The organism is Microbacterium sp. cf046 (assembly GCF_900114345.1).
In the GTDB taxonomy this organism is placed as follows: Bacteria; Actinomycetota; Actinomycetes; order Actinomycetales; family Microbacteriaceae; genus Microbacterium.
This window is the reverse complement of the sequence record NZ_FOZJ01000001.1, coordinates 382169-407082: the sequence shown is the minus strand read 5'-3', so window position 1 is coordinate 407082 and position 24914 is coordinate 382169. Positions and strand designations below refer to the sequence as shown.

At 68.7% G+C, this 24914-nt stretch carries 28 protein-coding genes; 11 read left to right on the top strand and 17 right to left on the bottom strand.

From position 1 onward, the window contains the following. Nucleotides 1-60: 60 nt before the first annotated feature. Both BM349_RS01940 and BM349_RS01935 read right to left on the bottom strand, forming a co-directional pair. Nucleotides 61-996 (bottom strand): carbohydrate ABC transporter permease, encoded by a 936-nt coding sequence (locus BM349_RS01940; RefSeq protein ID WP_091701901.1) that lies wholly within the window; start codon nucleotides 994-996, stop codon nucleotides 61-63. A gap of 22 nt (nucleotides 997-1018) precedes the next feature. Then, complete coding sequence (locus BM349_RS01935) at nucleotides 1019-2290, bottom strand: ABC transporter substrate-binding protein (protein WP_175525156.1); 1272 nt, start codon at nucleotides 2288-2290, stop codon at nucleotides 1019-1021. Nucleotides 2291-2412: 122 nt separating this feature from the next. On the opposite strand from BM349_RS01935, the gene BM349_RS01930 reads away from it, so the two are divergent. Further along, a complete protein-coding gene (locus BM349_RS01930; protein ID WP_091701898.1) occupies nucleotides 2413-3636 on the top strand; it encodes an ROK family protein in 1224 nt (407 codons plus the stop codon). 66 nt (nucleotides 3637-3702) lie between these two features. On the opposite strand, the gene BM349_RS01925 is transcribed toward BM349_RS01930, so the two are convergent. Continuing rightward, on the bottom strand, nucleotides 3703-4470 hold the full coding sequence (locus tag BM349_RS01925) for a MerR family transcriptional regulator (protein WP_091701895.1): 768 nt from the start codon (nucleotides 4468-4470) through the stop codon (nucleotides 3703-3705). 188 nt (nucleotides 4471-4658) lie between these two features. Here BM349_RS01925 and BM349_RS01920 point away from each other — a divergent pair, with 188 nt between their 5' ends. Both BM349_RS01920 and BM349_RS01915 read left to right on the top strand, forming a co-directional pair. After that, entirely contained in the window at nucleotides 4659-5546 is an 888-nt protein-coding gene (locus tag BM349_RS01920; protein ID WP_091701892.1) for a DUF4097 family beta strand repeat-containing protein, read from the top strand. Continuing rightward, nucleotides 5546-6169 (top strand): PadR family transcriptional regulator, encoded by a 624-nt coding sequence (locus BM349_RS01915; RefSeq protein ID WP_091704727.1) that lies wholly within the window; start codon nucleotides 5546-5548, stop codon nucleotides 6167-6169. The genes BM349_RS01920 and BM349_RS01915 overlap by 1 nt, the downstream gene beginning before the upstream one ends. A gap of 102 nt (nucleotides 6170-6271) precedes the next feature. On the opposite strand, the gene BM349_RS01910 is transcribed toward BM349_RS01915, so the two are convergent. Next, on the bottom strand, nucleotides 6272-6835 hold the full coding sequence (locus BM349_RS01910; protein ID WP_091701889.1) for a universal stress protein: 564 nt from the start codon (nucleotides 6833-6835) through the stop codon (nucleotides 6272-6274). A gap of 164 nt (nucleotides 6836-6999) precedes the next feature. On the opposite strand from BM349_RS01910, the gene BM349_RS01905 reads away from it, so the two are divergent. Further along, complete coding sequence (locus BM349_RS01905) at nucleotides 7000-7176, top strand: DUF3073 domain-containing protein (protein WP_091701886.1); 177 nt, start codon at nucleotides 7000-7002, stop codon at nucleotides 7174-7176. A 30-nt stretch (nucleotides 7177-7206) separates the two neighbouring features. Here BM349_RS01905 and BM349_RS01900 read toward each other — a convergent pair whose 3' ends face one another. Both BM349_RS01900 and BM349_RS01895 read right to left on the bottom strand, forming a co-directional pair. Beyond that, nucleotides 7207-7620, bottom strand: a complete 414-nt coding sequence (locus BM349_RS01900; RefSeq protein ID WP_091701883.1) for a TIGR02611 family protein — start codon at nucleotides 7618-7620, stop codon at nucleotides 7207-7209. Nucleotides 7621-7685: 65 nt separating this feature from the next. After that, a complete protein-coding gene (locus BM349_RS01895; protein WP_091704724.1) occupies nucleotides 7686-8891 on the bottom strand; it encodes an MFS transporter in 1206 nt (401 codons plus the stop codon). A 169-nt stretch (nucleotides 8892-9060) separates the two neighbouring features. Here BM349_RS01895 and BM349_RS01890 point away from each other — a divergent pair, with 169 nt between their 5' ends. Next, nucleotides 9061-10188, top strand: coding sequence for a carboxylate-amine ligase (locus BM349_RS01890; RefSeq protein ID WP_091701880.1), 1128 nt, complete (start codon nucleotides 9061-9063; stop codon nucleotides 10186-10188). Between the two features lie 82 nt (nucleotides 10189-10270). Here the strand turns inward: BM349_RS01890 and purF are convergent, their stop codons facing one another. Both purF and purM read right to left on the bottom strand, forming a co-directional pair. Next, nucleotides 10271-11746 (bottom strand): amidophosphoribosyltransferase, encoded by a 1476-nt coding sequence (gene purF, locus BM349_RS01885; protein WP_091701875.1) that lies wholly within the window; start codon nucleotides 11744-11746, stop codon nucleotides 10271-10273. Between the two features lie 5 nt (nucleotides 11747-11751). Beyond that, nucleotides 11752-12912: a phosphoribosylformylglycinamidine cyclo-ligase gene (purM, locus tag BM349_RS01880; protein WP_302848241.1), complete on the bottom strand. Its 1161-nt coding sequence runs from the start codon at nucleotides 12910-12912 to the stop codon at nucleotides 11752-11754. A gap of 80 nt (nucleotides 12913-12992) precedes the next feature. Here purM and BM349_RS01875 point away from each other — a divergent pair, with 80 nt between their 5' ends. Then, on the top strand, nucleotides 12993-13604 hold the full coding sequence (locus BM349_RS01875; protein ID WP_091701866.1) for a zinc-binding alcohol dehydrogenase: 612 nt from the start codon (nucleotides 12993-12995) through the stop codon (nucleotides 13602-13604). Nucleotides 13605-13612: 8 nt separating this feature from the next. Here the strand turns inward: BM349_RS01875 and BM349_RS01870 are convergent, their stop codons facing one another. Genes BM349_RS01870 through BM349_RS01860 form a run of 3 tightly spaced genes read right to left on the bottom strand, consistent with a single transcriptional unit; the run spans nucleotide 13613 to nucleotide 14886 of the window. After that, nucleotides 13613-14005 (bottom strand): potassium transporter Trk, encoded by a 393-nt coding sequence (locus BM349_RS01870; protein ID WP_254773684.1) that lies wholly within the window; start codon nucleotides 14003-14005, stop codon nucleotides 13613-13615. Between the two features lie 50 nt (nucleotides 14006-14055). Beyond that, the gene (locus tag BM349_RS01865) at nucleotides 14056-14424 is read right to left on the bottom strand and encodes a sterol carrier family protein (protein ID WP_091701863.1); all 369 of its coding nucleotides are present in this window, start codon (nucleotides 14422-14424) and stop codon (nucleotides 14056-14058) included. Nucleotides 14425-14460: 36 nt separating this feature from the next. Further along, the gene (locus tag BM349_RS01860; protein WP_091701860.1) at nucleotides 14461-14886 is read right to left on the bottom strand and encodes a hypothetical protein; all 426 of its coding nucleotides are present in this window, start codon (nucleotides 14884-14886) and stop codon (nucleotides 14461-14463) included. A 79-nt stretch (nucleotides 14887-14965) separates the two neighbouring features. On the opposite strand from BM349_RS01860, the gene purD reads away from it, so the two are divergent. The 5 genes from purD (at nucleotide 14966) to BM349_RS01835 (ending at nucleotide 20821) form a co-directional block, all read left to right on the top strand. Then, entirely contained in the window at nucleotides 14966-16237 is a 1272-nt protein-coding gene (gene purD / locus BM349_RS01855; protein WP_091701855.1) for a phosphoribosylamine--glycine ligase, read from the top strand. Nucleotides 16238-16373: 136 nt separating this feature from the next. Next, complete coding sequence (locus BM349_RS01850) at nucleotides 16374-17822, top strand: aldehyde dehydrogenase family protein (RefSeq protein WP_091701850.1); 1449 nt, start codon at nucleotides 16374-16376, stop codon at nucleotides 17820-17822. Continuing rightward, entirely contained in the window at nucleotides 17819-19033 is a 1215-nt protein-coding gene (gene lhgO / locus BM349_RS01845) for an L-2-hydroxyglutarate oxidase (RefSeq protein WP_217645633.1), read from the top strand. The genes BM349_RS01850 and lhgO overlap by 4 nt, the downstream gene beginning before the upstream one ends. A gap of 22 nt (nucleotides 19034-19055) precedes the next feature. Continuing rightward, entirely contained in the window at nucleotides 19056-19502 is a 447-nt protein-coding gene (locus BM349_RS01840) for a flavodoxin family protein (protein ID WP_091701846.1), read from the top strand. Next, nucleotides 19499-20821 (top strand): MFS transporter, encoded by a 1323-nt coding sequence (locus BM349_RS01835; protein WP_254773683.1) that lies wholly within the window; start codon nucleotides 19499-19501, stop codon nucleotides 20819-20821. The genes BM349_RS01840 and BM349_RS01835 overlap by 4 nt, the downstream gene beginning before the upstream one ends. A 203-nt stretch (nucleotides 20822-21024) precedes the next feature. Here BM349_RS01835 and BM349_RS01830 read toward each other — a convergent pair whose 3' ends face one another. From BM349_RS01830 to BM349_RS01805, 6 genes are read right to left on the bottom strand one after another with little or no spacing between them, the layout of a single operon-like run. Further along, a complete protein-coding gene (locus BM349_RS01830; protein ID WP_091701842.1) occupies nucleotides 21025-21315 on the bottom strand; it encodes a putative quinol monooxygenase in 291 nt (96 codons plus the stop codon). Continuing rightward, nucleotides 21312-22364: a hypothetical protein gene (locus BM349_RS01825; RefSeq protein ID WP_091701838.1), complete on the bottom strand. Its 1053-nt coding sequence runs from the start codon at nucleotides 22362-22364 to the stop codon at nucleotides 21312-21314. Before BM349_RS01825 ends, BM349_RS01830 begins: the two co-directional genes overlap by 4 nt. An 11-nt stretch (nucleotides 22365-22375) precedes the next feature. After that, nucleotides 22376-22840 carry a GlcG/HbpS family heme-binding protein gene (locus BM349_RS01820; RefSeq protein WP_091701833.1) on the bottom strand — a complete coding sequence of 155 codons (465 nt, stop codon included), beginning with the start codon at nucleotides 22838-22840 and terminating at the stop codon, nucleotides 22376-22378. Next, nucleotides 22840-23625 (bottom strand): alpha/beta fold hydrolase, encoded by a 786-nt coding sequence (locus BM349_RS01815; protein ID WP_091701830.1) that lies wholly within the window; start codon nucleotides 23623-23625, stop codon nucleotides 22840-22842. The genes BM349_RS01820 and BM349_RS01815 overlap by 1 nt, the downstream gene beginning before the upstream one ends. Further along, nucleotides 23625-24080 carry a VOC family protein gene (locus BM349_RS01810; protein ID WP_091701826.1) on the bottom strand — a complete coding sequence of 152 codons (456 nt, stop codon included), beginning with the start codon at nucleotides 24078-24080 and terminating at the stop codon, nucleotides 23625-23627. Before BM349_RS01810 ends, BM349_RS01815 begins: the two co-directional genes overlap by 1 nt. After that, a complete protein-coding gene (locus tag BM349_RS01805; RefSeq protein WP_091701822.1) occupies nucleotides 24077-24910 on the bottom strand; it encodes a fumarylacetoacetate hydrolase family protein in 834 nt (277 codons plus the stop codon). The genes BM349_RS01810 and BM349_RS01805 overlap by 4 nt, the downstream gene beginning before the upstream one ends. Between the last annotated feature and the right edge of the window lie 4 nt (nucleotides 24911-24914).

Sequence of the window (24914 nt, the reverse complement as noted above, 5' to 3'; positions counted from 1 at the left end):
TGCCCTCGAGGACCTCCGTGGCCTCGACCGTTTCGATGACGAGTGCTGGCTGAACTGACATCAGAGGGCGTTCCTTCCGCGCGTGATCGAGAGTTGGACGATGGCTATCAGGACGGTGATGACGAAGAAGACCGTCGCGTTGGCCATCTGATAGGCATAGTCGCCGGTGGTCAGACCCGACACGACCGTCATCGCGATGCTGTAGGTCGACGTTCCCGGTCCGCCGCCGGTGAGGCCCTTGATGACGTCGTACGCGTTCAGGAAGCCCTTGAAGCCCAGGATCACGTTGATCACGATGTAGCCGAACATCAGCGGGACCGTGATGCGCGTGAGCTGCTGCACCTTGCTCGCCCCGTCGATGTCGGCTGCTTCGTAGACCTCGCCGGGGATCGACAGGATGCCGGCGATGTAGATGAGCAGCGCGCCCGGGATCGCCTGCCATGCCGTGACGATCACGATCGCCACCCACGCCCAGTCCGGATTGGCCAGGATGCTCTCCTGCAGCCACGCGATGCCGGTGAAGTCGGCGAATGCCGGCAGCGAGTTCGAGAACAGGAACTTGAAGACGAACGAGATGACGATGGCCGAGATCACCATCGGGATCACGAAGATCGTGCGCAGCGGAGTCTTCAGCCGGATCTGCGATGTGAGCGCCACGGCCAGGAGCAGCGCGATGATGTTCACGAGGATGACCGTCACGACCGAGAACCCGAAGGTGAACAGGTAGCTCTGCACGACCAGAGGGTCCTGCCACAGGGCGAGGTAGTTCGTGAGCCCGATGAACTTCCACTCCCCGAGGCCGATCGAGTCGGTGAAGCTGAAGAAGATCCCGATCACCGCAGGAAGGGTGATCGCGAGCGTGAACAGGATCAGGGTCGGAACCAGGAACAGGTAGTAGATGGGCTCGACGCGGCGGCGCGAGCGAGTCTGTCCAGGTCGTCGCGTGCCCTGTGTGACGAGGGTCGCTGTGGTGGCCGGGGCCGTCGTGGTTGTCATGAGGGACTCCTTTGTGCCCGGATCACTGCTGACGGAAAGCGAGCCGCGCGTAGTCGGCGTCGATGTTGCTCAGGATCCGCTGCGGATCGCTGCCCAGGATGATGGCCTGCGTGTAGTTCATGATCGGGATCGCTCGAGGCACGAGCTGCGTCGAGCCCTGGTAGACGTCGCCGGCGTCGATGTACTCCTGGAGCCCGATGATGCGCTCGTCCTCGACGGGCGGGGCGTTCTTGGTCGGCACGAATCCCAATTGCGACTCGTTGTACGCCTGGATGACCTCCGGCTGGTAGAGGTACGCCAGAAACGCGCGGGCAGCTTCCTGGTGCTTCGACGCCACGGGGATCCACGCGGCGAGGTCCATGTTGATCCTGGCCTTCAGGTCACCCGGATCGTCGGTGACCGGCAGCGGGAACATCCCGAGGTCGAGGTCGGGGGCCGCCTTCGCGATCTCGCCCAGCGCCCACGGGCCCTGCAGGTACATCGCGCCCTCGCCGTTCGCCATCGCCGTGTTGCCGTCGCCGTACGTGCGGCTCGCGGCGTCGTCGTTGACGTACTGCGACAGCTCGAGCATCCTGTCGACCGGTTCGGCCTGATCCTTCTGGAACGAGACCGCCGAGTCCGGCCCGACGTTCGGGCCCTCCGCAGCGAGCTCGTCGAAGAACGTGACCGTGTCGAGCATGCCGCCCACGGTGTAGTCGTACCAGCCCTGTCCCACCGTCCAGTTGTCCGCGAAGGTCGCGTAGAACGGCGTGATCCCCGCGGCCTCGAGCGTCTCGCACACCTCGATCAGCTCATCCCACGTGGTCGGCACTTCGAGATCGTTCTGCTCGAAGATCTCCTTGTTGTAGATCACCGCCGCGCCCATGATCGAATACGGGATCGCGCTCGTGCGACCCTCGCATACGCCGAACTGATCCATGAACGGCGTCAGGTCCTCCCGAACGCTCTGCGCCGCCTCGGTGTCGGAGAGATCGGACATCGCGCAGCGCTGGATGAAGCGCGCGGTCTCCTGGTTGTAGTTGTTCAGGGCGATGTCGGGCGGATCGCCACGGACGAATCCGGCCGAGACCGCATCGATGCCGGAGGTGTCGAGCACCACGGTCACATCGTCCTGCGAGCTGTTGTACTCCTGGACGAGGTCCCGCATGTAGGGGATCGCCTCGGGCTTGGCGAGGGCGAACCGGATCGTCTCGCGGCCGCCGGAACTCGCACACGCCCCGAGGGTCGACCCGATGAGCACGACCGCGAGCGCTGCCGCCGCGCGCCGGGTGAAGATTCTGGATGGATTCGGCACGACACTGTCCCCTTCCAACGATCCGTCTTTGGATCAGGAATTTTGTTTCGAAGATTAGATTTACCAGTCGAATCAATTTGTGTGACCCATAATGGCGAGGATGGATCGAAAGGTCAATACCCGTGACTGATGTGATCTCCGGCACCCCTCCGAATCCCCTGCGCAGGGCGAGCCTGGCCGCGGTCCTCAATCACGCGTGGGACGCAGCAGACTTCACAGCCAGCGACGCGATGGCCGGCGTCGGCCTGACCCGGTCGACGACGATCGACGTGATCGACGAGCTTGTCCACCGAGGGCTGCTGCGTGAACTGCCGAACGCCCGCGCGGCGGGCGACTACCACAAAGGCCGGCCGTCCCGCCGGTTCGAATTGCGCGCCGACGCGGGGGCTGTCGTGGGGATCGACGTGGGCCGTGGGCACCTGATCACGACGGTCGCCGATCTGCGCGGTCGCACGCTCGTTCGTCAGCACATCGATCTCGATCCGGAGAACGACGGCGGCGACGTGCGCCGCGCGCTCGCGGAGCGCGCGCTGGATGCCGCTCTCACGACCGCCGGTCGCTCACGCGCGGACGCGATAGCGCTCTGCGTCGGCGTGCCGGCGCCGGTGAACGCCGCCGGCGAGTCACCCCCTCATCGGGACGGATTCTGGCGACGGATGAATCCGGGGTTCGCCGACGGATTCGCGGCGCCGATCCCGCTCGTACGCGTGGAGAACGATGCGTACCTGGCCGCCATGGCCGAGCGCACCTCGGGCGCAGCGGTCGGATTCGACGACTTCGTCGTGCTTCTGGCCGGCGAGCGGCTCGGCGCGGGCATCGCCGTGGACGGCCGGATCCTCCGCGGCGCCCACGGCGGCGTCGCCGAGATGGTGGCGTTCGACCACGTCGTCGGCGTGGGCGGTGCGTGGGGTTTGGGCTTTCGGGCGGCGCAATGGGCGCGCGAAGCCATCGCCGCCGGCGACATCCCCGCGGATCACCGGTTGGCCCGGCACGCGCCCGCGGAGATCGACGGGCGCCTCGTGCTCGAACTCGCCGCGGCCGGCGATGCCGACGCCCTGCGTGTGACTCAGCGCGTCGGCGAGAGTCTCGCGGTGATCACCGGCGTGTTCGGGAGCCTGTTCGACCCGCGGCGCCTGATCGTCTCGGGCGCCGTCTCAGGCGGCATCGAGCCTGTGATCGACGCCGCCAGGCGTGCGCTTCCGGATGAGCTCGACCTGCCGATCCCCGAGATCCACGCGTCTCCGCTTGGCGCCGACGTCGTTTCCATCGGCGCGGTGGCGGCCGCCGTCGAGACCGCGCGCGCGGGAATCCTCGATCTCACCAACGCTGAGCGCGCGGCGGGCTGACCGCACGACGCCGGCGGATGCCGCACGCCCGGCTGTCCGGTCGGGGTGCGGCATCCGCTCGCGCTGCTACAGGTTCGCGTCCGCGTATGCGCGCAGCGCGTCGCGGACGAACTCGGCACCGGTCGTGCCGCCGTAGTTCGCGCCGAATCGCTCGTCGGCGACGTACATCTCGCCGAGTCCGATGACGTACGCCTTGACGTCGCCGTCCGGCCCGGCCGCGGGCGTGCCGGGGATGCCGGTCAGCCACTCGACGTGCCGTTGCGCGAGCGCAGTCCCCTCGGGGCCGTCGGGCGCCACGCCCGCCTCGGCCGCCGCGACCCAGTCGCTCGTCAGGTCCGTGAGGCGCTGCTTCCACGCCGACTTCTCGTCGGCGCTCATCCCGCGCCACCAGCGGTCGCTGTCGGCGTAGGCGCGCTTGCCCCAGCGCTGCTCCACTTCGTCCTTGTACTGTGTGTGGTCGAAGCCGTCGAACATGTCTTCTGCCATGAGTCGTTCACCTCCTCTCAATGCCTCGATGGTGAGCTGAACCGACACGATCTGCCGCTCCAGCCTGTCCTGCTCCTGCCGCAGCCACGCGAGGTGGCCGGTCAGGGCATCCTCCTGACTGCCCTCCCGATCGAGCACGTCCGCGATCTGCGGAAGCCCCAGTCCGAGGTCGCGCAGCAGAAGGATCCGCTGCAGGCGCACGAGGGACTCCCTGTCGTAGTGGCGGTAGCCGTTCCGGCCGATGCTCGACGGCGGCAGCAGCCCCACATCGCCGTAATGGCGCAGGGTGCGGCTCGTCGTTCCGGCGATCTTCGCGATCTGCTGGATCGACCACTCCTCGGTCTGCATGGCCGCCCCCTTTCCTTCGCAGCGGTTCGACATACACGCTAGATCTTGACGTTACGTCAATGTCAAGTCTGCAAACCCTCTTCGAAGTCCAAGGATGGGTTGACACATTCGCGATATATCGTGTTATCGTTGACTCATCGCGATATATCGCGAGTCAGTCCCATCAGAACGGAACTCTGGAGCACACAATGACCCTCGAGAAGTGGATCATCCACCCGGGCGAGACCCGAGTCATCGACATCGAAACCGTCCGCAAGCTCAAGGTCGGCCTCGTCGGTGGACAGATCGATGTGATCGGCCACGACGAACCGGGCGCGCGCATCGAAGTGCACGGGGTCACGATCAAAGACCTCCGCATCGAGGTGACCGGCGACGTGGTCGAGATCGATCACCCGCAGTTGCGCTGGGACAACTTCCTGGAGGTGTTCCGCAACTTCGGCGCCGGAGGCCCGAAGGCCGAGATCAGCGTGGCGGTGCCGCGCGAGGTCGCGCTCAACCTGGGCGTCGTCAGCGCGAGCGCGCTCGTCTCCGGCATCCGCAACGATGCCCGCCTGAACACGGTCTCCGGCGATATCATCGTCGACGGCCTCACGGGCGACCTGACGGTGAACGCGGTCTCCGGCGATGTGCAGATCCGAGAGCTCGTCGGCGCGCTGAGCGCCAACAGCGTGTCGGGCGATGTCGCAGCGACGGGCAGTCTCCGCAAGGCGACGATCGACACCGTCTCCGGTGCGATGCTCGTGGACACCACCGGCGAGGCCCACCAGGTCGGTCTCAACACGGTCAGCGGCCAGGCCACGGTCCGCCTCGACGAGGGCCTCCCGGCCAACTACGTCGTGCGCAGCGTCAGCGGACGCGTCCAGGTCGACGGCGTCGTGCGCTCCGGCCGAGGAAACGGCCCGACCACGAACTTCACCGGCTCGGTGGGCGAGCTCAGCGGCTCCTTCGTCGACGTGCGCGCGAACTCCGTCTCCGGCGGCGTCACCGTGCTGCGCCGGGTCGGCGCCTCGGCCGATGCGCCGACAGCGGCCGATGCCGGATCCGACTCCCGACCGGCCATCGAAGAGGAGTGGTGATGGCACCCGTCTTCTCGCACGGCGACCTCCGCCTCTACCTGCTCAGCCTGCTCGACGAGGGGCCACGTCATGGCTACGACCTCATGCAGGCGCTCTCGGACCGGACGGGCGGCACGTACACGCCGAGCGCCGGCACAATCTACCCGCGCCTCGCGAAGCTCGAGGAGGAGGGACTTGTGACCAAGACGGTCGACGGTCGCAAGACGGTCTATGAGATCACGGATGCCGGACGCGCCGAGGTGGCCGCGCGCAGCGGTGACCTCGAGGGCATCGAGGCGGGCCTCACCGACTCCGTCCGGCTGATCGCCGACGAAGTGCGCGGTAATGTCCGCGAGGCGATGAAGAGCCTTCGCGCCGATCTCGCCGCAGCGGCGCGCGATGAGCGGGCCACCGCGAACCAGACGGCACCCGCGGGCTTCTCCGGCGCGGACGACCCTCGCACGGCCAGCCGCGAGCAGGTGCATCGCGCCGACGAGCGGATCAACGAGTTCCGCGCCCAGGTGCGCGCGGACCTGCGGTCGCATGTCGCCCGCGGCGGCGAGCTGGCGGCATCCGTCATCGATGATCTCGCGAAGTCGCTCGACGACATCGCCCGCGACATCACGCGCACGCTGCGCGGCTGATCACCTCGCCCAGGACCGCGAGACTGCACCGGGAGGTCGAGACCGAGGGGTTCACCCGAAGTCTCGGCGCTCGGATGCGGTCTCGCGGTTCGGCGTCGGCGCTCAGCCGGGCCAGATCTCCTCGTCATCCGGCACGGGTTCACCGAGCGGGATGACCAGGATGGGCCGCTGCTGTCGATGCGCGAGCCGCGCAGCGACCGAGCCGGTGAAGAACTCGCGGATCGACTCGCCGAGTCCGCGCTTGCGCGTTCCGACGACGAGGAGCTTCGCGTCGACCTGATCGGCGAGGTGCTTCATCGCCATGGCAGGGTCGCCCACGAGCTGCTTGACGGTCCACTCGACCTCATGACCGGCGAGGACCTTCTCGGCCTCCGCGGTGACGATCGCGAGGTCCCCCTCGCCTGCCGCGACGTTGATGTCGATCGGCGCCGAGTGCACGTAGCCGTCCGGGTCTTCGTACGTGACGAATCGCGTGACATCCACGTGGACGACGACGAGCGGAGCATGCAGGAGCTTGGCGTAGCGTCCGGCCTCCTTGAGCACACGGACCGGCAGACCGGGCACGACTCCCACGAGCACCGCGCCCTGCAGTGCGGCCGCTTCGTCGGCGCCGACCGGGGCCGGATCGGCGTCCCCGACAGGGCCCTCGGGTGCGTGATCCGCCATGCGTCTTCGCCCTTTCCGTGCCGGGTCGGAGCGGTCGGTGACCAGGGGCTCCGTGTTATCCTGAATGCTACTCTTACCGGCCTCGAGCCGGTTTCGTGAATGCCCGGGTTGACGCGGCGGAATGCCCCCGCACCGCCCGCGACTCAGAAATGAGGGGGTCTCGCATGGGGCGTGGCCGTCAGAAGGCGAAGCACACCAAGATCGCGCGCGAACTCAAGTCGTACAGCCCGACCGTCAACTACTCCGCACTGGAGAAGGAACTGGGCCACCCGGACGACGAGCAGTACGTCGACAAGTGGGCGGACCAGTACGCCGACGAGTACGAGGACGAGAAGGCTTAGTCCTCTCCTCCGTCGCGTCAGCCTCGGTCATCAGGCCGTGGCGCGCTGCGACGCGCGTGCTGCGCGCCGCGCCTTCCACCACGCCCAGAAGCGGTCGAGCTGACGCTTGAGCCAGACCGCCATGCGCCTGGCCCAGCGGAACTCGGTGCCGAGCACCGCGAGCCCGAGGAAGACGATGAGCCACCCGGGTCCGGGCAGCGGGATGAACAGGATGCCGATCGCGGTCAGCGTTCCGCCGAGGATGCCGACGCCGACTCGGTAGGCGTGCTCGAGTCGCGGATGCTTCGACACCCGCGCACGCGCACGGCGCAGCATCCGGCGAATCGGGTGGTCGGGACGCTCCGCCTCCACGATCTCGGAGCGCACCGTGCGCTCGAGGTCGTCGGAGAGGTGCTCTCCGCCCCAGACGGCAGCCTGTTCGGCGTGGCTCGGCAGGTGATCCATGTCAGGACCCTAACACGATATATCGCGAGTCTGCCTGGCAATCAGCCCCGAGCGGAGCCGCCGGGCTACCAGGCTCCGTGCCGGCGCTCCCACTCGTCCTCGATCGTGGCGCGCTTGGCGACGACGACCCCCGCGGGGATCGCGGCCGCCACCACGCACGCGAGCACGATCAGCGGGCCTGTCCACGAGTCGGTCGCACCGTGCAGCAGCCCGATCCCGACCGGGAACAGCGCCACGATCGCGTAGCCGATGCTCTGCACGAACCCGCTCAACGCGACCGATCCCTCGTGCGTGCGGGTGCGCAGTCCGAGCAGCACGAGGGTGAGCGGGAACAGCAGCGGTTCCAGACCCAGGAGCCCGACCCACAGCCACGGGGCCGCTTGCGGTGCGAACAGGAGTCCCGCGATGCCGGCGAAACCGGTCGCGACCGCGACGCCGAAGAGCACGCGGGTGGCGTTGTACCGCGTCACCAGGAGGGGGACGAGAAGGGATGCCGGCAGCCCCATCGCCGCGAAGAGCGACAGCAGTGCGCCGGCCGCAGCGGGCGTGACGCCGGCCGTGTCGACGAGCAGCTGCGGCAGCCAGGCGAAGGACGTGTACGCGATCGACCCCGCCGCAAGGAACCCGACGGCGAGCGCCCAGGCCAGGGGCAGTCGCCACATGCGGCCGAACACCCGGGGGTTGGGCGGCTCGATGGCGTCGTCGGACGCCGCGGCGCGCTCGCGCACGAGCATCGCGACCCACGGAATGATCGCCACCACGGCGAAGACGGCCCACATCCCGATCGAGAACCGCCAGCTGGAGGCGTCGGCGACCGGCACGGCGACCAACGGCGGCGTGAAGGAGGCCACCGCCATCGTGGTCGAGTAGATCGTGGTCATCAGCCCGATGCGAGCGGGGAAGTACTTCCGCACGAGCGGCGGCAGCAGGATGTTGCCGACTCCCACGGCAGCGAAGATCAACGAGGTCGACAGGAGGAGCCCCACCGAGTCGGCGGCGAAGCCGCGCAGCACCATGCCCACCGCCACGACGACGATCGAGATCACGGTCAGTCGCTCCAGCCCCAGCCGCCGCTCGAACAGTGGGGTCAGGATGCCGAACACGGCGTAGCAGACCGGTGGTGCCGTTCCGATCAGCCCGATGATCGCCGCGGGCATCGCGAAGTCCACCGTGATGTGGTCGATCAGCGGAGAGAGCGAAGCCACCGCCGAGCGCAGGGAGAACGCGAACAGGACGATGCCGATGACCGCGAGGGCCCGACCCTGCCACAGCGGGCGCGAGCCGGCGAGCCGGGGTTCTGGGGCGGACCCCGAGGAGGGACCGGCAGGAGTCGGAGTCACTCATCAAGCCTAGGTGCGGGGACGGGTCCGCTCTCTCGGGCCGCCGCTCTTGCCGTCCGCGCCGCGGCACGCTGAGATAGGGCAACGGAAGGAGGTCGCGATGGAGCGACCCGAGTTCACGATGGGGATCGAAGAGGAGTACCTCCTCGTCGACCGCGATTCCCGGGCGCTGGGGGTGGCTCCCGAGGACTTCATCGAGGACTGCCGTGCCGACCTGCAGGATCAGGTCAGCCCCGAGTACAAGCAGTGCCAGGTCGAGATCGGCACGAAGGTGTGCCGGAACGTCGCTGAGGCACGGGACGATCTGCGACGCCTGCGGTCGACCATCTCGCGGCACGCCGCCCGCTATGGACTCGCGCCGATCGCGGCATCCTGTCATCCGTTCTCCGACTGGAAGCACCAGCACCACACTGACAAGGAGCGGTATCGCGGCCTCGAGCGGGATCTGGCCGGCGTCGCACGCCGGCTGCTGATCTGCGGCTGTCACGTGCACATCGGAATCGGCGACAACGCGCTGCGCAGCGACCTGCTGCGCCAGATGCCCTATTTCCTGCCGCACCTGCTCGCGCTGTCGACCTCATCGCCGTTCTGGCAGGGCGAGGACACCGGGCTGGCCTCGTACCGGATCTCGGTGTTCGACAACCTGCCGCGCACCGGCCTGCCGCCGGACTACCAAAGCTGGGCGGAGCTGCAGCGCTCGGTCGGGGTGCTCGTCGACCTCGGGATCATCGAGGACTCGTCGAAGATCTGGTGGGACATCCGCCCCTCGAACCGGTACCCGACGCTCGAGACGCGCATCATGGACGTGTCACCGCGCGCGGTGGATGCCCTCACGCTCGCCGCCGTCACTCAGTGCCTGATGCGCATGCTCTGGCGCCTGCGCATCAGAAACCAGCGCTGGCGCATCTACGACCGCTTCCTCGTGGGCGAGAACCGGTGGCGCGCACAGCGGTACGGCGTCACCGAGGGACTGATCGACTTCGGCGCGAACACGATCGTGCCGTTCCCGCAACTCATGGCCGAGCTCGTCGAGATGATCGCGGAGGATGCCGAGGCCCTCGACTGCCGCGACGAGATGGTGCGGGTCCTCTCGATCGCCACTGACGGCACGTCCGCTCAGCGACAGCGGGCGGTGGTCGCCGAGGCGACTGCGGCCGGCGCCGACCAGGACCAGGCGATGACGGCGGTCGTCGATCACCTGATCGAGGAGTTCCACCAGGATCTGTGACCCGCGGCCGGTGACTTGCGGCATTCGGACGCGTCAGCGCCACCCAGAGCGGCCGTTCACCACAAGTCGACTGCAGGGGAGGTCAAGACTCCTGGCTGCCCTCGACCCACGCGAGGTACTCCTCGGTCACCGTCCCGGTGACGTAGCGGCCGTCGAAGCAGCTCATGTCGAGGTCTTCGACGTCTGAGCCCTCGAGGATCGCGGCCTTGAGGTCCTCGACCTCCTGGTAGACCATGTAGTCCGCGCCGAGCTCCTTGGCGATCTCCGGAATGGTCCTGCCGTGCGCGACGAGCTCGTGCCGCGACGGCATGTTGATGCCGTAGACGTGGGGGTAGCGCACGGGCGGAGCGGCCGAGGCGAACGTGACCGAGAGGGCGCCGGCATCCCGGGCCATCTGGATGATCTCCTTCGAGGTCGTCCCGCGCACGATCGAGTCGTCGATCAGCAGCACGTTCTTGCCCTTGAACTCGCTCGACATCGCGTTGAGCTTCTGGCGCACGCTCTTCTTGCGCACCGCCTGGCCGGGCATGATGAACGTCCGGCCGACGTAGCGGTTCTTGTAGAAGCCCTCGCGGTACTCGATGCCGAGCTTGCGGGCGACCTGCATCGCGGCGGGTCGCGAGGAGTCCGGGATCGGCATCACGACGTCGATCGCATTCATCGGCGTGTACTTGGCGATCGTGTCGGCGAGGCGCTCGCCCAGGCGCAGTCGCGCCTCGTACACCGAGATGCCGTTCATGATCGAGTCGGGCCGGGCGAGGTAGACGTACTCGAACGAGCACGGCACGAGCTTCGGATCCGTCGCGCACTGCTTGGTGTGCAGGTGACCGTCCAGGTCGACGAACACGGCCTCGCCGGGCAGCACGTCGCGGACGACCTCGAAGCCCCCGTTCTCCAGGACGAGCGACTCGGACGTCACGATCCACTCGTACGCGGTCTTCCCGGTCTCCGGGTCGACTGCGGGGCGAGTGCCGATGATGAGCGGACGGATGCCGAACGGATCGCGGAACGCGAGCAGACCGTAGCCGGCGATCAGCGCGATGGCCGCGTACGAGCCCTCGACGCGCTCGTGCACCCGGGAGACCGCCTGGAAGACCTGCTCCGGATCGAGCTCGATGCCCGAGATGGAGGACTGCAGCTCGTTCGCGAGCACGTTCACGAGCAGCTCGGTGTCGCTGCTCGTGTTGAGGTGCCGGCGGTCGTTGTGGAACAGCTCGTCGGTGAGCTCGCGCGTGTTGGTCAGGTTGCCGTTGTGCACGAGGACGATGCCGTACGGCGCGTTCACGTAGAAGGGCTGCGCCTCCTCCTCGTTGGATGCCGTGCCCTTGGTGGCGTATCGCACATGCCCCAGGCCGATCTCGCCGAGCAGCGCCCGCATGTCGCGGGTGCGGAAGGCCTCGCGCACCTGACCCTTCGCCTTCGCGATGTGGAAGATGCCGCTGGCTTCGGCGGTCGCGATGCCCGTCGAGTCCTGCCCGCGATGCTGCAGGAGCAGGAGCGCGTCGTAGATCTCCTGGTTGACCGAACCCTGCCCGACCATTCCGACGATGCCGCACATGGGACCTAGCTCGATTCGCCGTCGTTGAATGACCCGACCAGGCGGACGGCTCCCCCGTCGACGCCCTTGGCACCCTGCTCGAACGCACCGTGCGCGTCGTCGGGCCGGGCACCGTCGCGGATGACCCCGACCTGCCAGGTCGCGATGCCGTCCTGCGCCAGCGCGGAGGCCGCGGCATCCGCCCTGTCGGCTGCGACGACCGCGACGAAGCCGATGCCGAGGTTCCAGGTGCCCTCGGTCGCCTCGAGTTCGAGGCCGCCGAGATCGGCGAGCGTGCGGAACACCGGGGGCGGCGACCAGGTCGACCGGTCGACCTCGACCCACGTGCTCCGCGGCAGCACCCGGGCGAGGTTGGCGGCGATGCCGCCGCCGGTCACGTGGCTGAGCGCATGCACCCCGCCGCCGAGATCGGTGATCAGCCGCAGCAGGGGCGAGGTGTAGAGGCGGGTGGGCTCCAGGAGCGCCTCACCCCACGTCGTGCCCAGATCGGCCGCGTTGTCGCCGTACTGGATGCCGGCGCCGGCGACGATGTGGCGGACGAGGGAGTAGCCGTTCGAGTGCAGACCGCTGGACGCGAGCGCAAGCACGACATCACCCGCATGGACCCGGTCGGCGCCGAGGATGCGGCCGGCCTCCACCACTCCGGTGGCGGCCCCCGCGACGTCGTAGTCGTTGATGCCGAGAAGACCCGGGTGCTCGGCGGTCTCGCCGCCCACCAGCGCCGTGCCCGTCTCCGCGCAGCCGCGCGCGATGCCCGCCACGATGTCGGCGATGCGCTCCGGGAACACCTTGCCGCAGGCGATGTAGTCGGTCATGAACAGCGGCTTCGCGCCGACCACGACGATGTCGTCCACGACCATGCCGACCAGGTCGATGCCGATCGTGTCGTGCTTGTCGATGGCCTGCGCGATCGCCACCTTCGTGCCGACGCCGTCGGTGCTCGTCGCCAGCAGCGGACGCGCGTAGGTGCGCAGCGCGGATGCGTCGAACAGTCCGGCGAAACCGCCGACCCCGCCGAGGACCTCCGGGCCGTGAGTGCGCCGCACCGCTGACTTCATCAGCTCGACCGCGAGGTCGCCCGCGGCCGTATCGACTCCGGCTTCGGCGTAGGGATTCACTGGTGCGCTTCCTGACGAGGAAGGGATGTCGTGGGAGGGTGAGGCCACGCACCCAGCCTACCGGCGGGCGACCTGGGCGGATGCCGGGTCCCCACGCCGATGGGGCCACCCCGCCGTAGACTGACGGCATGGGCGGAACCGGGGCTCCGGAGTGGCTGATCCGCGAGGACGCGGGCCAGCCGGTTCTGCTCGCCCTGTATCTGCGCCAGGTGCTCGGCATCCGCTCGCCCGATGAGCTGCCGCACCTGCGCGGCATCCCTCCCCGCGTCAACGACCGCACCGAGGAGGCACAGGCTCTGCTCGAGCGGCAGTGGCGGGAGTACTGGGCGATGACGGTCGAGCCGACCGCCCACCCTTCTCCGGTGCCGCTCGAGCTCGTCGACGGATTCGAGACGCTCGTGGCGCTGCCGTCGCAGGGGTCGGACGTGCTCAAAGCCGCGATCATGCCCTACGCGGGTGAGGCGCTCGCGTTCTCGCAGTCCGCGCACGAGCGCTATCGCAAGGACTCCGCCGCCAAGCCGGGGGTCTCGTATCGTGCGTACGCGAGTGCGATCGCCGAGCACGAGCGCCAGGTGGGGCGCAGGGCGCACTCGTTCGAACTGAACGTGCAGGTGCTGCCGCTCACGCAGCGCGGCGTGTGGTGGATCGGGTCCCTCACGATCGCCGTCACCGACGGACTTCGCGGAGACGTGGTCGCGTTCGACGCGGCGATCCACCCGATCATCGCCGAACTCGCCTAGCGGCGGCGTCAGTCCTCGACGCGCACGCTCTCGCGGTCGACCGTGATCTCGCGCGTGCGCTTGGCGAGGACGCGGTCCAGGAGCAGCGCGATCACCCCTCCGAGCACGACGCCGACCGTGATGCAGATCAGCGCCAGGAAGCCGAACACCTGGCTCTGCGAGTAGACCAGCCCGGTGTTGGGGCTCACCTCGCCGGTGCCGTTGAAGAAGAAGGTCAGGATGAGCGCGACGAGGATGCCGAGACCCGCGCCGGCCGCCAGGAACACCGCGTACTTCGGCGAGCGCCGCACCCGCACGGTCTCGACGTGCTCCTCGACGACGGTCAGCGGTTCGCGCTCGTCGCTCGCGGGAGGGGATGCCGCGGCATCGAGTTCGTCGGGGGTCTGCGCCTGTTCGGCCATGACTCCATTCTCTCACCGCACGCAACGGCGGGATGCCGCAGGGTGACCGGTCAGGGACGCAGCGGCAGCACGTCGGTGAGGTCGGCACGGATGCCGGACGCGAGGATCCGGCCAGAGGCCGCCGCATCCTCCCAGCGCTGCCGGCCGGTGGCCAGCGCGATCCACGTGACGGCGTCGGTCTCGACGACGTTCGGCGGTGTGCCGCGCGTGTGCCGGGGGCCCTCGATCACCTGCACGGCTCCGAACGGGGGCACGCGCACCTCGACCGCGCCGCCTGGAGCCTTCTCGACGAGCAGCTGCAGGAGGTAGCGCACTGCCGTCGCGAGCTCTGTGCGGGCGGGCGTCGCCCCTGCAGCATCCGCCGCACCCACTGCCGCGAGCGCGGAACGGCCCTCATCGGTCGTGATCTTGCGCGGCATCCGACAACGGTACGCCCCGGTCGCGACAGCGCGCCGCTACGAGAGGTCGTCGTCGTCGCGCACCCAGCGCGGCACGTCGTCGTTGACCGGTGTGTCCAGGTCCATGACGAGCGTGGTCGCATGCTCCGCCCGCGCGGAGCGCGCATGCTTGAGCGATCGGCGCCCGAGGAGGATCGCGAGCAGGCCCATCACGACGAGCCCGATCCCGACGCACACGGCGGCGTACACCCCGAACACCCGCAGCACGCCGGAGGCGCCGGTGGACAGCGGTCCACCCGGCTCGTCGTTCACGCCGGACAGGAACGTGAGCACGGCGGCGACCACGAGCCCGATGACGACTCCGATCATCAGGAATCGGCCGTACCGGGGCGATGAGTGCACGACGACGGGCAGGACCTCCTCATCGACGACGTGCTCGTCACCGACGGCCCTGCCGGCCGGATCGCCGCGCTCGGCTGTCATGACTCGATTGTCCCACCGCCGGGCCCCCGATGGGCGGTCTCGAGGCAGCCGGCGGGCGGGCGATCAGTAGGCTGAGCGGGTGAGAATCCTGGTCCTCGGCTCCGGCGCGCGAGAGCACGCCATCATCCTGGCGCTGCGGTCGGAGGAAGCCTCCCACGACGTGTTCGCGGCGCCGGGCAACGCGGGCATCGCGCGCGATGCGACGATCGTCGACCTGGATCAGAACCACCCGGCCGCAGTGACCGCGTTCGCGAAGGAGAACGCCGTCGACCTGGTCGTGATCGGGCCTGAGGCGCCACTGGTCGCGGGTGTCGCCGATGCGCTGCGGGAGCGCGGTATCCCGGTGTTCGGTCCTGGTCGTGCCGCCGCGCAGCTGGAGGGATCCAAGGCGTTCGCGAAGCGGATCATGGATGCCGCCGGTGTCCCCAGCGGCCGCGCCCTGCGCGCCACGACGCTCGCCGAGGTCGAGCACGCGCTCGACGACCTCGGCGCGCCGCACGTGGTGAAGGCCGACGGTCTCGCCGCAGGCAAGGGCGTGATCGTCACCGAGGACCGCGGCGCGGCGCTCGCGCACGCGGCCGCGTTCCTGCCGTCCGGCGCTGTGCTCGTCGAGGAGTTCCTGTCCGGACCGGAGGTGTCGCTCTTCTTCCTGAGCGACGGCGACCACGTCCTGCCGCTCAGTCCCGCGCAGGACTACAAGCGCCTCGGAGACGGGGACGCCGGACCCAACACCGGCGGAATGGGCGCTTACTCCCCACTGCCCTGGCTCTCCGACCTGTTCGGCGACGAGAACACGTTCGTGCACCACGTGACCACCGAGGTCGCCGAGCCCGTGATCCGGCAGCTCGATGCCGAGGGCACGCCGTTCATCGGCCTGCTCTACGCCGGCCTGATCCTGACCGAGCACGGCATCAAGGTGATCGAGTTCAACGCGCGCTTCGGCGACCCAGAGACCCAGGTCGTGCTCCCCCGGCTCGTCGACCCGCTCTCGGTACTGCTGCTGGCCGCGGCATCCGGAACGCTCGAAGACCGGCCGCGCCCGGCGTTCGCCGATGCGGTCGCGGTGACCGTCGTGCTCGCGAGCGAGGGATACCCCGAAGCTCCCGTGACCGGTCGCGCGATAGGGGGACTGGATGCTGCCGCATCCGTCGAGGGCGTGCACATCGCGCACGCCGCCACCGCGGTCGACGGCGACCGGCTCATCGCGACGGGCGGACGCGTGCTGAACGTCGTGGGACTCGGCACGACCTTCGCCGAGGCCCGCGACCGGACCTACCGTGGGCTCGCGGAGATCTCGCTCGAGGGCGGTCGGTACCGCACCGACATCGCCGCGCGCGTCGTGGAGGACTGAGCCCGCGCGCTGCGCGTCGGGTGAGCGCCCGGCAACCAAGGGTTGCGTGTTCGGACATTGTCGCTGCGCGCACCGCCGACGAAGCTGGACAGGGTTCTCGCGCGCCCGCGCGCGGCCTGCAAGAGGAGGTCGACGCATGACGGTGCCTACGCTCGCGAATCTGATCGGCGGCGAATTCGTCGCCGCACCCGAGGGTCGCGTGATCGACGTGACCGATCCGGCCGACGGTGCGCTGGTCGGAAGGGTTCCCGCCCTCACGGCCGCCGACGTCGAAGCGGTGTTCGACGCCGCATCCGCCGGGGCGAAGGCGTGGCGCGCGGTCGGCCCGCTCGCACGTGGGCGCATCCTGTTGGATGCCGCGACGATGCTCCGTGCCGAGGCGGCCGGACTCACCGAGCTCATCGTGTCGGAAATGGGAAAGACCCGGGCAGAGGCGGGGGGCGAGGTGGGCAAGACCGCCGAGTTCTTCGAGTACTACGGCGGCCTTGCGCGACTGCCGTTCGGCGAGTTGCTGCCCGATGCGCGACCCGGCACGTACGCGATGCAGATCCGCGAGCCTATCGGCATCGTGGTGCTGATAACCCCCTGGAACGACCCGCTGCTGACTCCCGCACGCAAGCTCGCACCGGCGCTCGTCGCGGGCAACGCGGTCGTCATCAAGCCGGCCACCGAGACTCCGCTGATCACACTCCGGCTCGCCGAGATCCTCCACCGCGCAGGGGTGCCCGCGGGAGCGCTCGGCACGGTCACCGGCCGCGGCTCGGAGATCGGCGACGCCCTCGTGGACGACCGCCGGATCGCCGCGGTGTCCTTCACCGGGTCGACCGCTGTCGGCCTCGGCCTGCAGCGCAGGCTCGCGGGTCGCGGCGTCCGCGTGCAGACCGAGATGGGCGGCAAGAACGCCGCGGTCGTGCTGGCCGATGCGGACCTGACGCTCGCGGCATCGGTCATCGTCGCGGGCGCCTTCGGACAGGCCGGACAGCGGTGCACAGCAACGAGTCGACTCATCGTCGACCGCTCGATCGCGGACGAGCTCACCGAGCGCATCAGCGTCGCGATCCGCGCGCTGCGCGTCGGTCCGGGCGGGGCTGACGGGGTGGACCTGGGGCCCGTCGTCAGCCGCACCGCGCAGGCAGACATCGCCGAGCGAGTCGAGCGCGGAATCTCCGAGGGGGCGGAGGTCGTGGCGTCAGCCGACGTCGACGAGACGCTCATCGAGCGTGGCTCGTTCGTCGTGCCGATGCTCATGACCGTCGACCGTCACAACTCGCTCTGGCGCGAAGAGGTCTTCGGACCCGTTCTGGGGATGCTGACCGTCGACGGACTCGACGAGGCGATCGCCGCCGTGAACGACTCCGCGTACGGGCTGTCCAGCGCCATCTTCACGACGAGCCTCGCCTCGGCCAACCGGTTCATCGACGAAGCCGAAACCGGGCAGGTGTCCGTCAATCAGCCCACCAGTGGCTGGGACATCCATCAGCCGTTCGGTGGATTCCGCGAATCGGGGTCGCCGTTCAAGGAGCAGGGGCTCGAGGCGCTGCGCTTCTACACGCGTGTCAAGACCGCGGCAGTGAGGTCGGCGTGACGGCGCAGGGCCACCAGCACCTCGGCATCATCGGGGGTGGCATCGTCGGGGTCGCGCTGGCCCGGTCGCTCGCACGGCGTGGCGCGGAGGTGACGGTGCTCGAGAAGGAGGCGCGGCTGTCACAGCACCAGACCGGCCACAACTCCGGCGTCGTGCACGCGGGCCTGTATTACAAGCCCGGTTCGCTCAAGGCGACGCTGTGCGCCGCGGGTCGAGTGTCGATCCGGGAGTTCTGCGAGGAGAAGGGCCTGCCGTACCGCGAGGTCGGCAAGCTCGTGGTCGCCGTCGACGAGACCGAGCTCGATGCCCTCGCCGAGATCGAGCGTCGCTCGCTCGAGAACGGCGTGCCCGACCTGACGCGCATCGACGACGTGTCGCACCTGCGCGAGATCGAGCCGCACGTCGCCGGGGTCGCCGCCGTGCACTCCCCGCACACCGCGATCGTGGACTACGCGGCGATCACCGACACGATGGCGCAGGACGTGCGCGCGGCGGGCGGGCGGATTCTGCTGCACAGCGAGGTCACCGGCATCCGGCTGGAGAACGGCAGGGTGCGGGTCATCACACCGCTCGGCGAGCACGTGTTCGACCGCGTGATCGCGTGCGCGGGGCTGCAGTCCGACGTCGTCGCACGTCTTGTCGGCGCCGACCCGTCGCCGAAGATCCTGCCGTTCCGTGGCGAGTACTGGGAGCTCGCACCCGAACGCACCGACCTGGTCAAGGGCATGATCTACCCGGTCCCCGACCCGCGATTCCCGTTCCTCGGAGTTCACTTCACGCGCGGTGTCTACGACAACGTGCACGTCGGCCCCAACGCCGTGCCGGCCCTCTCGCGCGAGGGCTACACCTGGCTGCAGATCTCCCTGAAGGACACCTGGGAGTCGCTGCGGTGGCCGGGAGCCTGGCCGCTCGCGAAGCAGCACTGGCGGATGGGCGTCGACGAGATCAGCGGATCCCTGATCAAGCCGCTCTACTTCCAGAAGGCGCGCCGGTTCGTGCCCGAACTGACGATGTCTGATCTGGAGTACAAGAGCACCGCCGGCGTTCGCGCCCAGGCGTGGGGCAGGGCAGGCGACCTGCTCGACGACTTCGCCGTCGACCAGGTCGGACCGGTCACGATCCTCCGCAACGCCCCGTCGCCTGCCGCGACTTCATCGATCGCGATCGCCGAGTACGTCATCGAGCACTACCTCGCCGCGACACCCGCCTAGCGGGCGGAGAGGATGGCGTCCCATGAGGATGATCGCGCTGTTCGGTACTGAATCGGGTAACGCCGAGGATGCCGCGCGGGCGATCGCGAAGGAATTGCCCGACCTCGCGATCGAAGTCGAGAACATGGCGGATGCCGCACCCGACGACATCGATCGGGATGCGTTCTACTTCATCACGTGCTCGACGCACGGCGGTGGCGAACTGCCCGGCTTCGCGCAGTTCCTCCACGATGATCTCGATGACCTCAACCCAGACCTGACCGGCCTGCGCTACGCGATGTTCGGACTCGGTGACACGACCTATGAAAAGAGCTACAACCGAGGCAGCCATGAATTCGATGAGCTGCTCACGCGTCTCGGAGCGCAGCGCGTCGGACCCTTCGGCGAACATGACGTGATGAGCCGGCAGGATCCGGCTGCGTCGGCCGCGGCATGGGCGCGCGCGGTCGTCGACGAGCTCCGCCCATGAGTGCTCGCGGCCGGTCGGCCCTCGACTCGGGCACGCGTCAGATGCTGTGGCGCTTCGCGCCGATGATCTACGGACCGACGCTGCTGTTCGGCCTCGGCGAGGGCGCCTTGCTTCCCTTGCTGCCCGTCGTCGCGGCATCCCTCGGTGCGGATGTCCCCCAGGCCGCGTTCATTGCCGCGGCGCTCGTCGTCGCCCGGCTCGTCGGCAACCTGCCTGCGGGATGGCTGGTCGCCCGGATCGGGGAGCGGTACACGATGGCGATTGCCGGCGCCCTCGCTCTTGCCGGCTCGCTCGGTGTGATCTTCGCGCCGACCCTCGCCCTGCTCGCGGTGTCGGTGTTCGGCATCGGCCTGTGCGCCTCGGCGTTCGGGTTGGCTCGGCACGCATTCATGACGACCCGCGTTCCGCTGAACTATCGCGCGAGGGCCCTCTCGGTCCTCGGCGGGTCGTTCCGGCTCGGCATGTTCGCCGGGCCGTTCGTAGCCGCGGCGATGCTCGCGGTGTGGGACGACGAGCGTGCCGTCGCCTGGTTCTTCGCGGCGTGCCTCGTCGCACTGATCCTGCTCGTGCTGGTCGGGCGCGATCCCGAGGAGGAGCTGGCTTCGGCAGGGCTCACGCCGCCACGCGACGCACCTGTTCGCATCGAGGACGACATCGCCGATGACACCGGCGAAGCGACGACCGGGTCGATCCCGACCGCCGAGCGGCAGGGCGTGTTCCGCACGATGTGGCGCTACCGCGGCGTGCTCGCGCGACTGGGGCTGCCGGCCGCGACGCTGTCCGCCCTTCGACAGGCGCGCGTCTACCTGCTGCCCCTGTGGGGCCTCTCGCTGGGCCTCGACGCACAGACGATCGCCCTCGTGGTCGGGATTACGGGTGCGCTGGAATTCGGCCTCTTCTACTCGAGCGGCCAGATCATGGACCGGTGGGGACGCCTGTGGGCGGCGCTGCCGTCGATGGTGCTCATGGGCGCTGCGTTCCTCGGCCTCGCCTTCACGCACGACCTCCCGGCCGCGTTCGGCTGGTTCATCGCAGTCGCGGTCGTCGTCGGCATCGGCAACGGCCTCTCCAGCGGCATACTGATGACGCTCGGCGCGGACGTCGCGCCGCCGGCAGACCCGGCCGCGTTCCTCGGCTCGTGGCGCACGCTGACGGATGCGGGAGGTGCGGCGGCGCCGCTCCTGATCGCCGCGATCACCGCCGCCTCGACACTTTCGGCCGCCACAGCCGTGATCGGGGTCATCGGACTTCTCGGCGCCGTGGGATTCGCGGTGACGATCCCGCGATACGTCCCGCATCCGCGCCCCTCCGGTGGCTGAGCGAGTGCAGGATCCGCGGATGTCGTTCGATGTCGCTCCGGGAGCGCATTGAACTTCCCGTTCACACACTGCTCGGCGGTCGGTGAGTGTGAACCGGAAGCTCAATACGCTCCACGGGCTTCGCGGTCCGGCATCGCGCCGGACGCCGTCGGTCAGCATGCCCGCCGCTGCAACTCGGCATGCCGGTCCGGTCCAGCTGCCTGTCAGTCGAGCGCCACGGCCACCGTCACCTGGGCGGGCGCGATCATGAGACCCTCCAGACCGTCGCGGAGCACCTGGACGGCGGAACCGGTGTCGTGGGCGGCGAGGGCCTCTCGAGATGACCAGCGCTCCACGATGAGGAGGCTGCCGTCGTCAGCGAGATGCGGGTCGTACTGCTCGCACCCCTCCTCGGCGCGGACTCCGCCCACGGCGGCGAGGACGGAGGCGACCGCGGCATCGAGGTGCGCCGGGTCGGGGAACAGCCGCGCGGACACGGCGACCGGCTCACTCATGCTTCGTTTCCCCAGACCATGGTTGCGATCGTCTCGACATGCTCGAGCTTCTTGCGCTGCTCCTCGATCGTGAGGGCCGCTGGAATGTAGTGCACCTGCTGGAAGCCGCGCTGCGGCAGCAGACCGACGCGGTCCCAGTCGTGGACCTCGAGCACACGATCGATGCGGCTCATCACGATGTCGACGTCCTCGAGCGCTGCGACCGTGGCGTCCACGATGCCCAGCCCGATCTGCTTGTCATCGGGCACGAGCCTCGGCAGGTCCTGCGCGACGGCCGCATCGGAGTGGTAGGGGACGGTGTACTTGTCGTACTCGAGCGCGAACAGCTTCTCGGCGCGCTGAAGATCGACCGAGGCATCGGTGTGGTCCCCCCAGCCGATCGTCAGGGCGACCTTCTGGTCCTCCTCGCGTTCGATTCCCGCCACGACCGCCGCGTCGATCTCGATGGCCTCATCGAAACTGAGCTCACCCGCCTCGCGCCCCACGAGGTGAGCAGAGAAGTCGGGGTTGTCGAGCTGGACGAACTTCACACCGATCTCGAACAGGTGCTCGATCTCGTCGTGCAGCAGCTCGGCGATCGCGTCGCCCAGCGCCGCCGCACCGGGGTAGGCGCGGACTGCCGAGTCAGAGTACGTGTGCGCTGCCAGGTGGGCGGCCGAAGGCAGCTTCACCTTGACCGGGAAGCCGGTGTTCTCCAGGAGGAACCGGGCGGCATCCGACGCGATCGGCTTCTTGAGCTTGAGTGGACCGTCGACCGTCCACACCCCGACGCCGTCGGGGGTCTTCCGATCTGGCACGCGGACGAACCCCGACACCGAATGGAGCACAGCGCTGCGGTAGTCCCCACTGCGGAAAGCCCCGTCGGTGAAGCAGGAGAGCGTCAGGTGGCGCTGCTGCGAGATCAGGTCGAGGATCGCCTCGTCCTCGATCTCGCGAAGCTCATCCGCATCGATCTCCTTCGCGCGGAACTTCGCCCGAGCGGCCTGGATCGTTTCGGGGCGCACGTTGTCGCCGTGATTGTCGATGCGGTACGCGAAGAGATTCGCCATCCTCGACGCCCTCAGTCGCTCTCGGTGGCAGGCGCCTTGGCGCCGGCCCACTCGGAGAAGTCGGTCTCGTAGCCGAGCTCGCCCACGACCACCTCGGCCACCAGCTGGTCCTCGCCGGGCGTTCCGCCTGAGACGCCGACACCGCCCACGAATTCGCCGTCGCGCTTGAGGGTCATTCCGCCGCCGGTTGCGACGATCGGGAAGTTGCCCATCGTCGCGACCTGGCTGAAGAACACGGGGTCGTTGTTCGACCACGGCTTGAGCATGCCGCTCGGACGCTGCATGACTGCCGAGGTGTAGGCCTTGGAGAGCGCGATGAGCGGGGTCATCGGGCGCGCGCCGTCGAATCGGCGGATGCTGACGATGAAGCCGCCGGAGTCCACGACGGCGATGGCCAGGCCCTTGCCGATCCTCCGTGCTTCGCGCTCGGCGATCGCCATGATCTTCTCGGCATCGTTCTGCAGGACGTCGGCCATCAGGCCACCTCGACTTTCTGGTCGGCGAGCGCGTCGGTCAGTTCGGCGACCGCCGCGTTGAACAGGTCAGCGCGCTCCCAATACATCGAATGGGGCGCATCGGGCACGATCCGCAGCAGTGAGCCATCGATCAGCTCATGTGCTGCGGTGACTGTCGTCGGGCTGATCACGGCGTCCTTCTCGCCCGCGAGGAAGGCGATGCGGATGCCCGACTCGGCGATGTCCGCCACCGTGGGGCCGTCGACGGCGAGGTTGCGGAGGTCCTGCATCCGCGCCGCGTTGAACGTGCCCATCTGGGTGAACAGGAACGTCTTGGCCTCCTCCTCCTCGCGGAAGCGCTTCGTGAGGAGTCGATCGATGACGGGAAGCTTCTCGGCCTCCGCGCGGTCGGCCTTCACGAGCGGGACCACCTCGGGGTCGTCGATGCCGCCGAGGCTGTGGGCGAGGATCACGCCGCGCACTCGGTGCGGCACGCGCAGTGCGGCCTTGAGGGCCGCGGCCGCGCCGATGGACTGTCCGACGAGGACCGCATCGGTCAGGTCGGCGTCTTCGAGCACCGCGACGATGTCGCCCGGGAAGCTGAGGCTGTCGTACGTCTCGTCGGAGTCGGACTTGCCGAATCCGCGCAGGTCCAGGGTGACCACGGTGTGTGTTCCGCGCAGCGCGACCACCTGCTGCCACCACGCAGCGTGGTGTCCTCCGGAGCCGTGCACGAAGACGATCGGCGATCCCTCGCCGTGCACCTCGTAGTAGATCCGCGTGCCGCTGTTGTCGACGACGGCCATCAGGCCGGGCGCTTGCCGTGGAAGACGAGCTCGATCATCGTGTGATCGGGGTCGTGGATATAGCAGAACTTCGACTGGTTCTCGGGCCGCTCGACCGTGCGGGTGTGACGGATGCCGAGGCTGTCGAGATGGCCGAGGAACGCATCCCAGTCCTCCACCTCGACTGCGAAGTGGTACGGCGCCATGCGGTCCATCTCCTCGACGGGGGTGAAGTGCATGTCGAAGCGACCCTTGGTCATGAGCACGACGCGGGTGTTGCTCTTCGGCATCACGCGCTTCAGACCGAAGACCTTCGTGTACCACTCGACGGTGCGGTCGACATTGGTCGTCGGGAAATTGACGTGATGGATGTATTTGGGCTCGATGCTGCGGCCCTGGTCGTCGAACTTCGGTTCGGGCAGGCTGAAGTCGGTCGCCACCTGCTGCGGGCCGGCGTTCGTCTCGGTGGTGCTCATGTCAGCATCCTTTCTGCGTCGGTGCCGGCGGCTGCGCCGACCACGTGATTGGTGAGGGTTCCGATGCCGGAGATCTCGATGTCGATGACATCCCCGGCATCCATCGGGGTGTTGCCGTCGGCGCCCATCCAGAGGACGTCGCCGGGGCTCAGGGTGATGTACTTCGTGATCTCGACGATGAAGTCGTACGGGTCGAATATCATGTCGCCGGTGGCGAACTGCGCGTCGACCGCGCCGTTCCGCCGCACGGTGGTGCTCGACTTCAGCGGGTCGACCTCCGTCTCGATCCACGGCCCCATGGGCTTGAACGTGTCGGCGTTCTTCGCCCTCCAGAGCGTGCGGTCGGAGTGCTGCCAGGCGCGCGCGCTCACGTCGTTGCCGATCGTCCAGCCGAAGATGCCGTCGTGCGCCTCATCGCGACTCGCATGCCGGAGCGTGCGGCCGATCACCGCGACGACCTCCGCCTCCGTCTCGAATCTGCCCTCGATGTCGTCGGGCTTGACGATCGCGGCGCCGTGCCCGATCAGCGCGCTCTGCGCCCGGTACCCGACTTCGGGGTGCGGGCCGACCTTGACCGGGTCGTAGCCGAGGTCTTCGTGGTGACGGTTGTGGGCCCGGTAGTTGAACCCCGCCGCGTAGAAGGTCGGCGGGATCACCGGAGGGAGGAAGGTCACGGCGGAGAGCGGATGCGGCTCCCCGCGACCCGTCGAGGTCAAGGAGCCGTCCCGGACCTCGCCGAAGCGTCGAACGTCGGTGAGTTCGATGACGTGGTCGTCATGCACGGCTGCGAAGAGCTCCCTCCCGTCGACAGCGACCCTGGCGTATCGCATCAGC

Coding starts and splice junctions, on each gene's coding strand:
- BM349_RS01850 (WP_091701850.1), top strand. CDS start 16,374: ATGACGGTGCCTACGCTCGCGAATCTGATCGGCGGCGAATTCGTCGCC.
- BM349_RS01890 (WP_091701880.1), top strand. CDS start 9,061: ATGGAGCGACCCGAGTTCACGATGGGGATCGAAGAGGAGTACCTCCTC.
- BM349_RS01905 (WP_091701886.1), top strand. CDS start 7,000: ATGGGGCGTGGCCGTCAGAAGGCGAAGCACACCAAGATCGCGCGCGAA.
- purF (WP_091701875.1), bottom strand. CDS start 11,746: ATGTGCGGCATCGTCGGAATGGTCGGGCAGGGTTCGGTCAACCAGGAG.
- BM349_RS01915 (WP_091704727.1), top strand. CDS start 5,546: ATGGCACCCGTCTTCTCGCACGGCGACCTCCGCCTCTACCTGCTCAGC.
- BM349_RS01815 (WP_091701830.1), bottom strand. CDS start 23,625: ATGGCCGTCGTCGACAACAGCGGCACGCGGATCTACTACGAGGTGCAC.
- BM349_RS01865 (WP_091701863.1), bottom strand. CDS start 14,424: ATGCCGCGCAAGATCACGACCGATGAGGGCCGTTCCGCGCTCGCGGCA.
- BM349_RS01900 (WP_091701883.1), bottom strand. CDS start 7,620: ATGGATCACCTGCCGAGCCACGCCGAACAGGCTGCCGTCTGGGGCGGA.
- BM349_RS01875 (WP_091701866.1), top strand. CDS start 12,993: ATGGGCGGAACCGGGGCTCCGGAGTGGCTGATCCGCGAGGACGCGGGC.
- BM349_RS01910 (WP_091701889.1), bottom strand. CDS start 6,835: ATGGCGGATCACGCACCCGAGGGCCCTGTCGGGGACGCCGATCCGGCC.
- BM349_RS01830 (WP_091701842.1), bottom strand. CDS start 21,315: ATGAGTGAGCCGGTCGCCGTGTCCGCGCGGCTGTTCCCCGACCCGGCG.
- BM349_RS01840 (WP_091701846.1), top strand. CDS start 19,056: ATGAGGATGATCGCGCTGTTCGGTACTGAATCGGGTAACGCCGAGGAT.
- BM349_RS01835 (WP_254773683.1), top strand. CDS start 19,499: ATGAGTGCTCGCGGCCGGTCGGCCCTCGACTCGGGCACGCGTCAGATG.
- BM349_RS01940 (WP_091701901.1), bottom strand. CDS start 996: ATGACAACCACGACGGCCCCGGCCACCACAGCGACCCTCGTCACACAG.
- BM349_RS01860 (WP_091701860.1), bottom strand. CDS start 14,886: ATGACAGCCGAGCGCGGCGATCCGGCCGGCAGGGCCGTCGGTGACGAG.
- BM349_RS01820 (WP_091701833.1), bottom strand. CDS start 22,840: ATGGCCGACGTCCTGCAGAACGATGCCGAGAAGATCATGGCGATCGCC.
- BM349_RS01925 (WP_091701895.1), bottom strand. CDS start 4,470: ATGCAGACCGAGGAGTGGTCGATCCAGCAGATCGCGAAGATCGCCGGA.
- BM349_RS01920 (WP_091701892.1), top strand. CDS start 4,659: ATGACCCTCGAGAAGTGGATCATCCACCCGGGCGAGACCCGAGTCATC.
- BM349_RS01805 (WP_091701822.1), bottom strand. CDS start 24,910: ATGCGATACGCCAGGGTCGCTGTCGACGGGAGGGAGCTCTTCGCAGCC.
- BM349_RS01870 (WP_254773684.1), bottom strand. CDS start 14,005: ATGGCCGAACAGGCGCAGACCCCCGACGAACTCGATGCCGCGGCATCC.
- BM349_RS01810 (WP_091701826.1), bottom strand. CDS start 24,080: ATGAGCACCACCGAGACGAACGCCGGCCCGCAGCAGGTGGCGACCGAC.
- BM349_RS01825 (WP_091701838.1), bottom strand. CDS start 22,364: ATGGCGAATCTCTTCGCGTACCGCATCGACAATCACGGCGACAACGTG.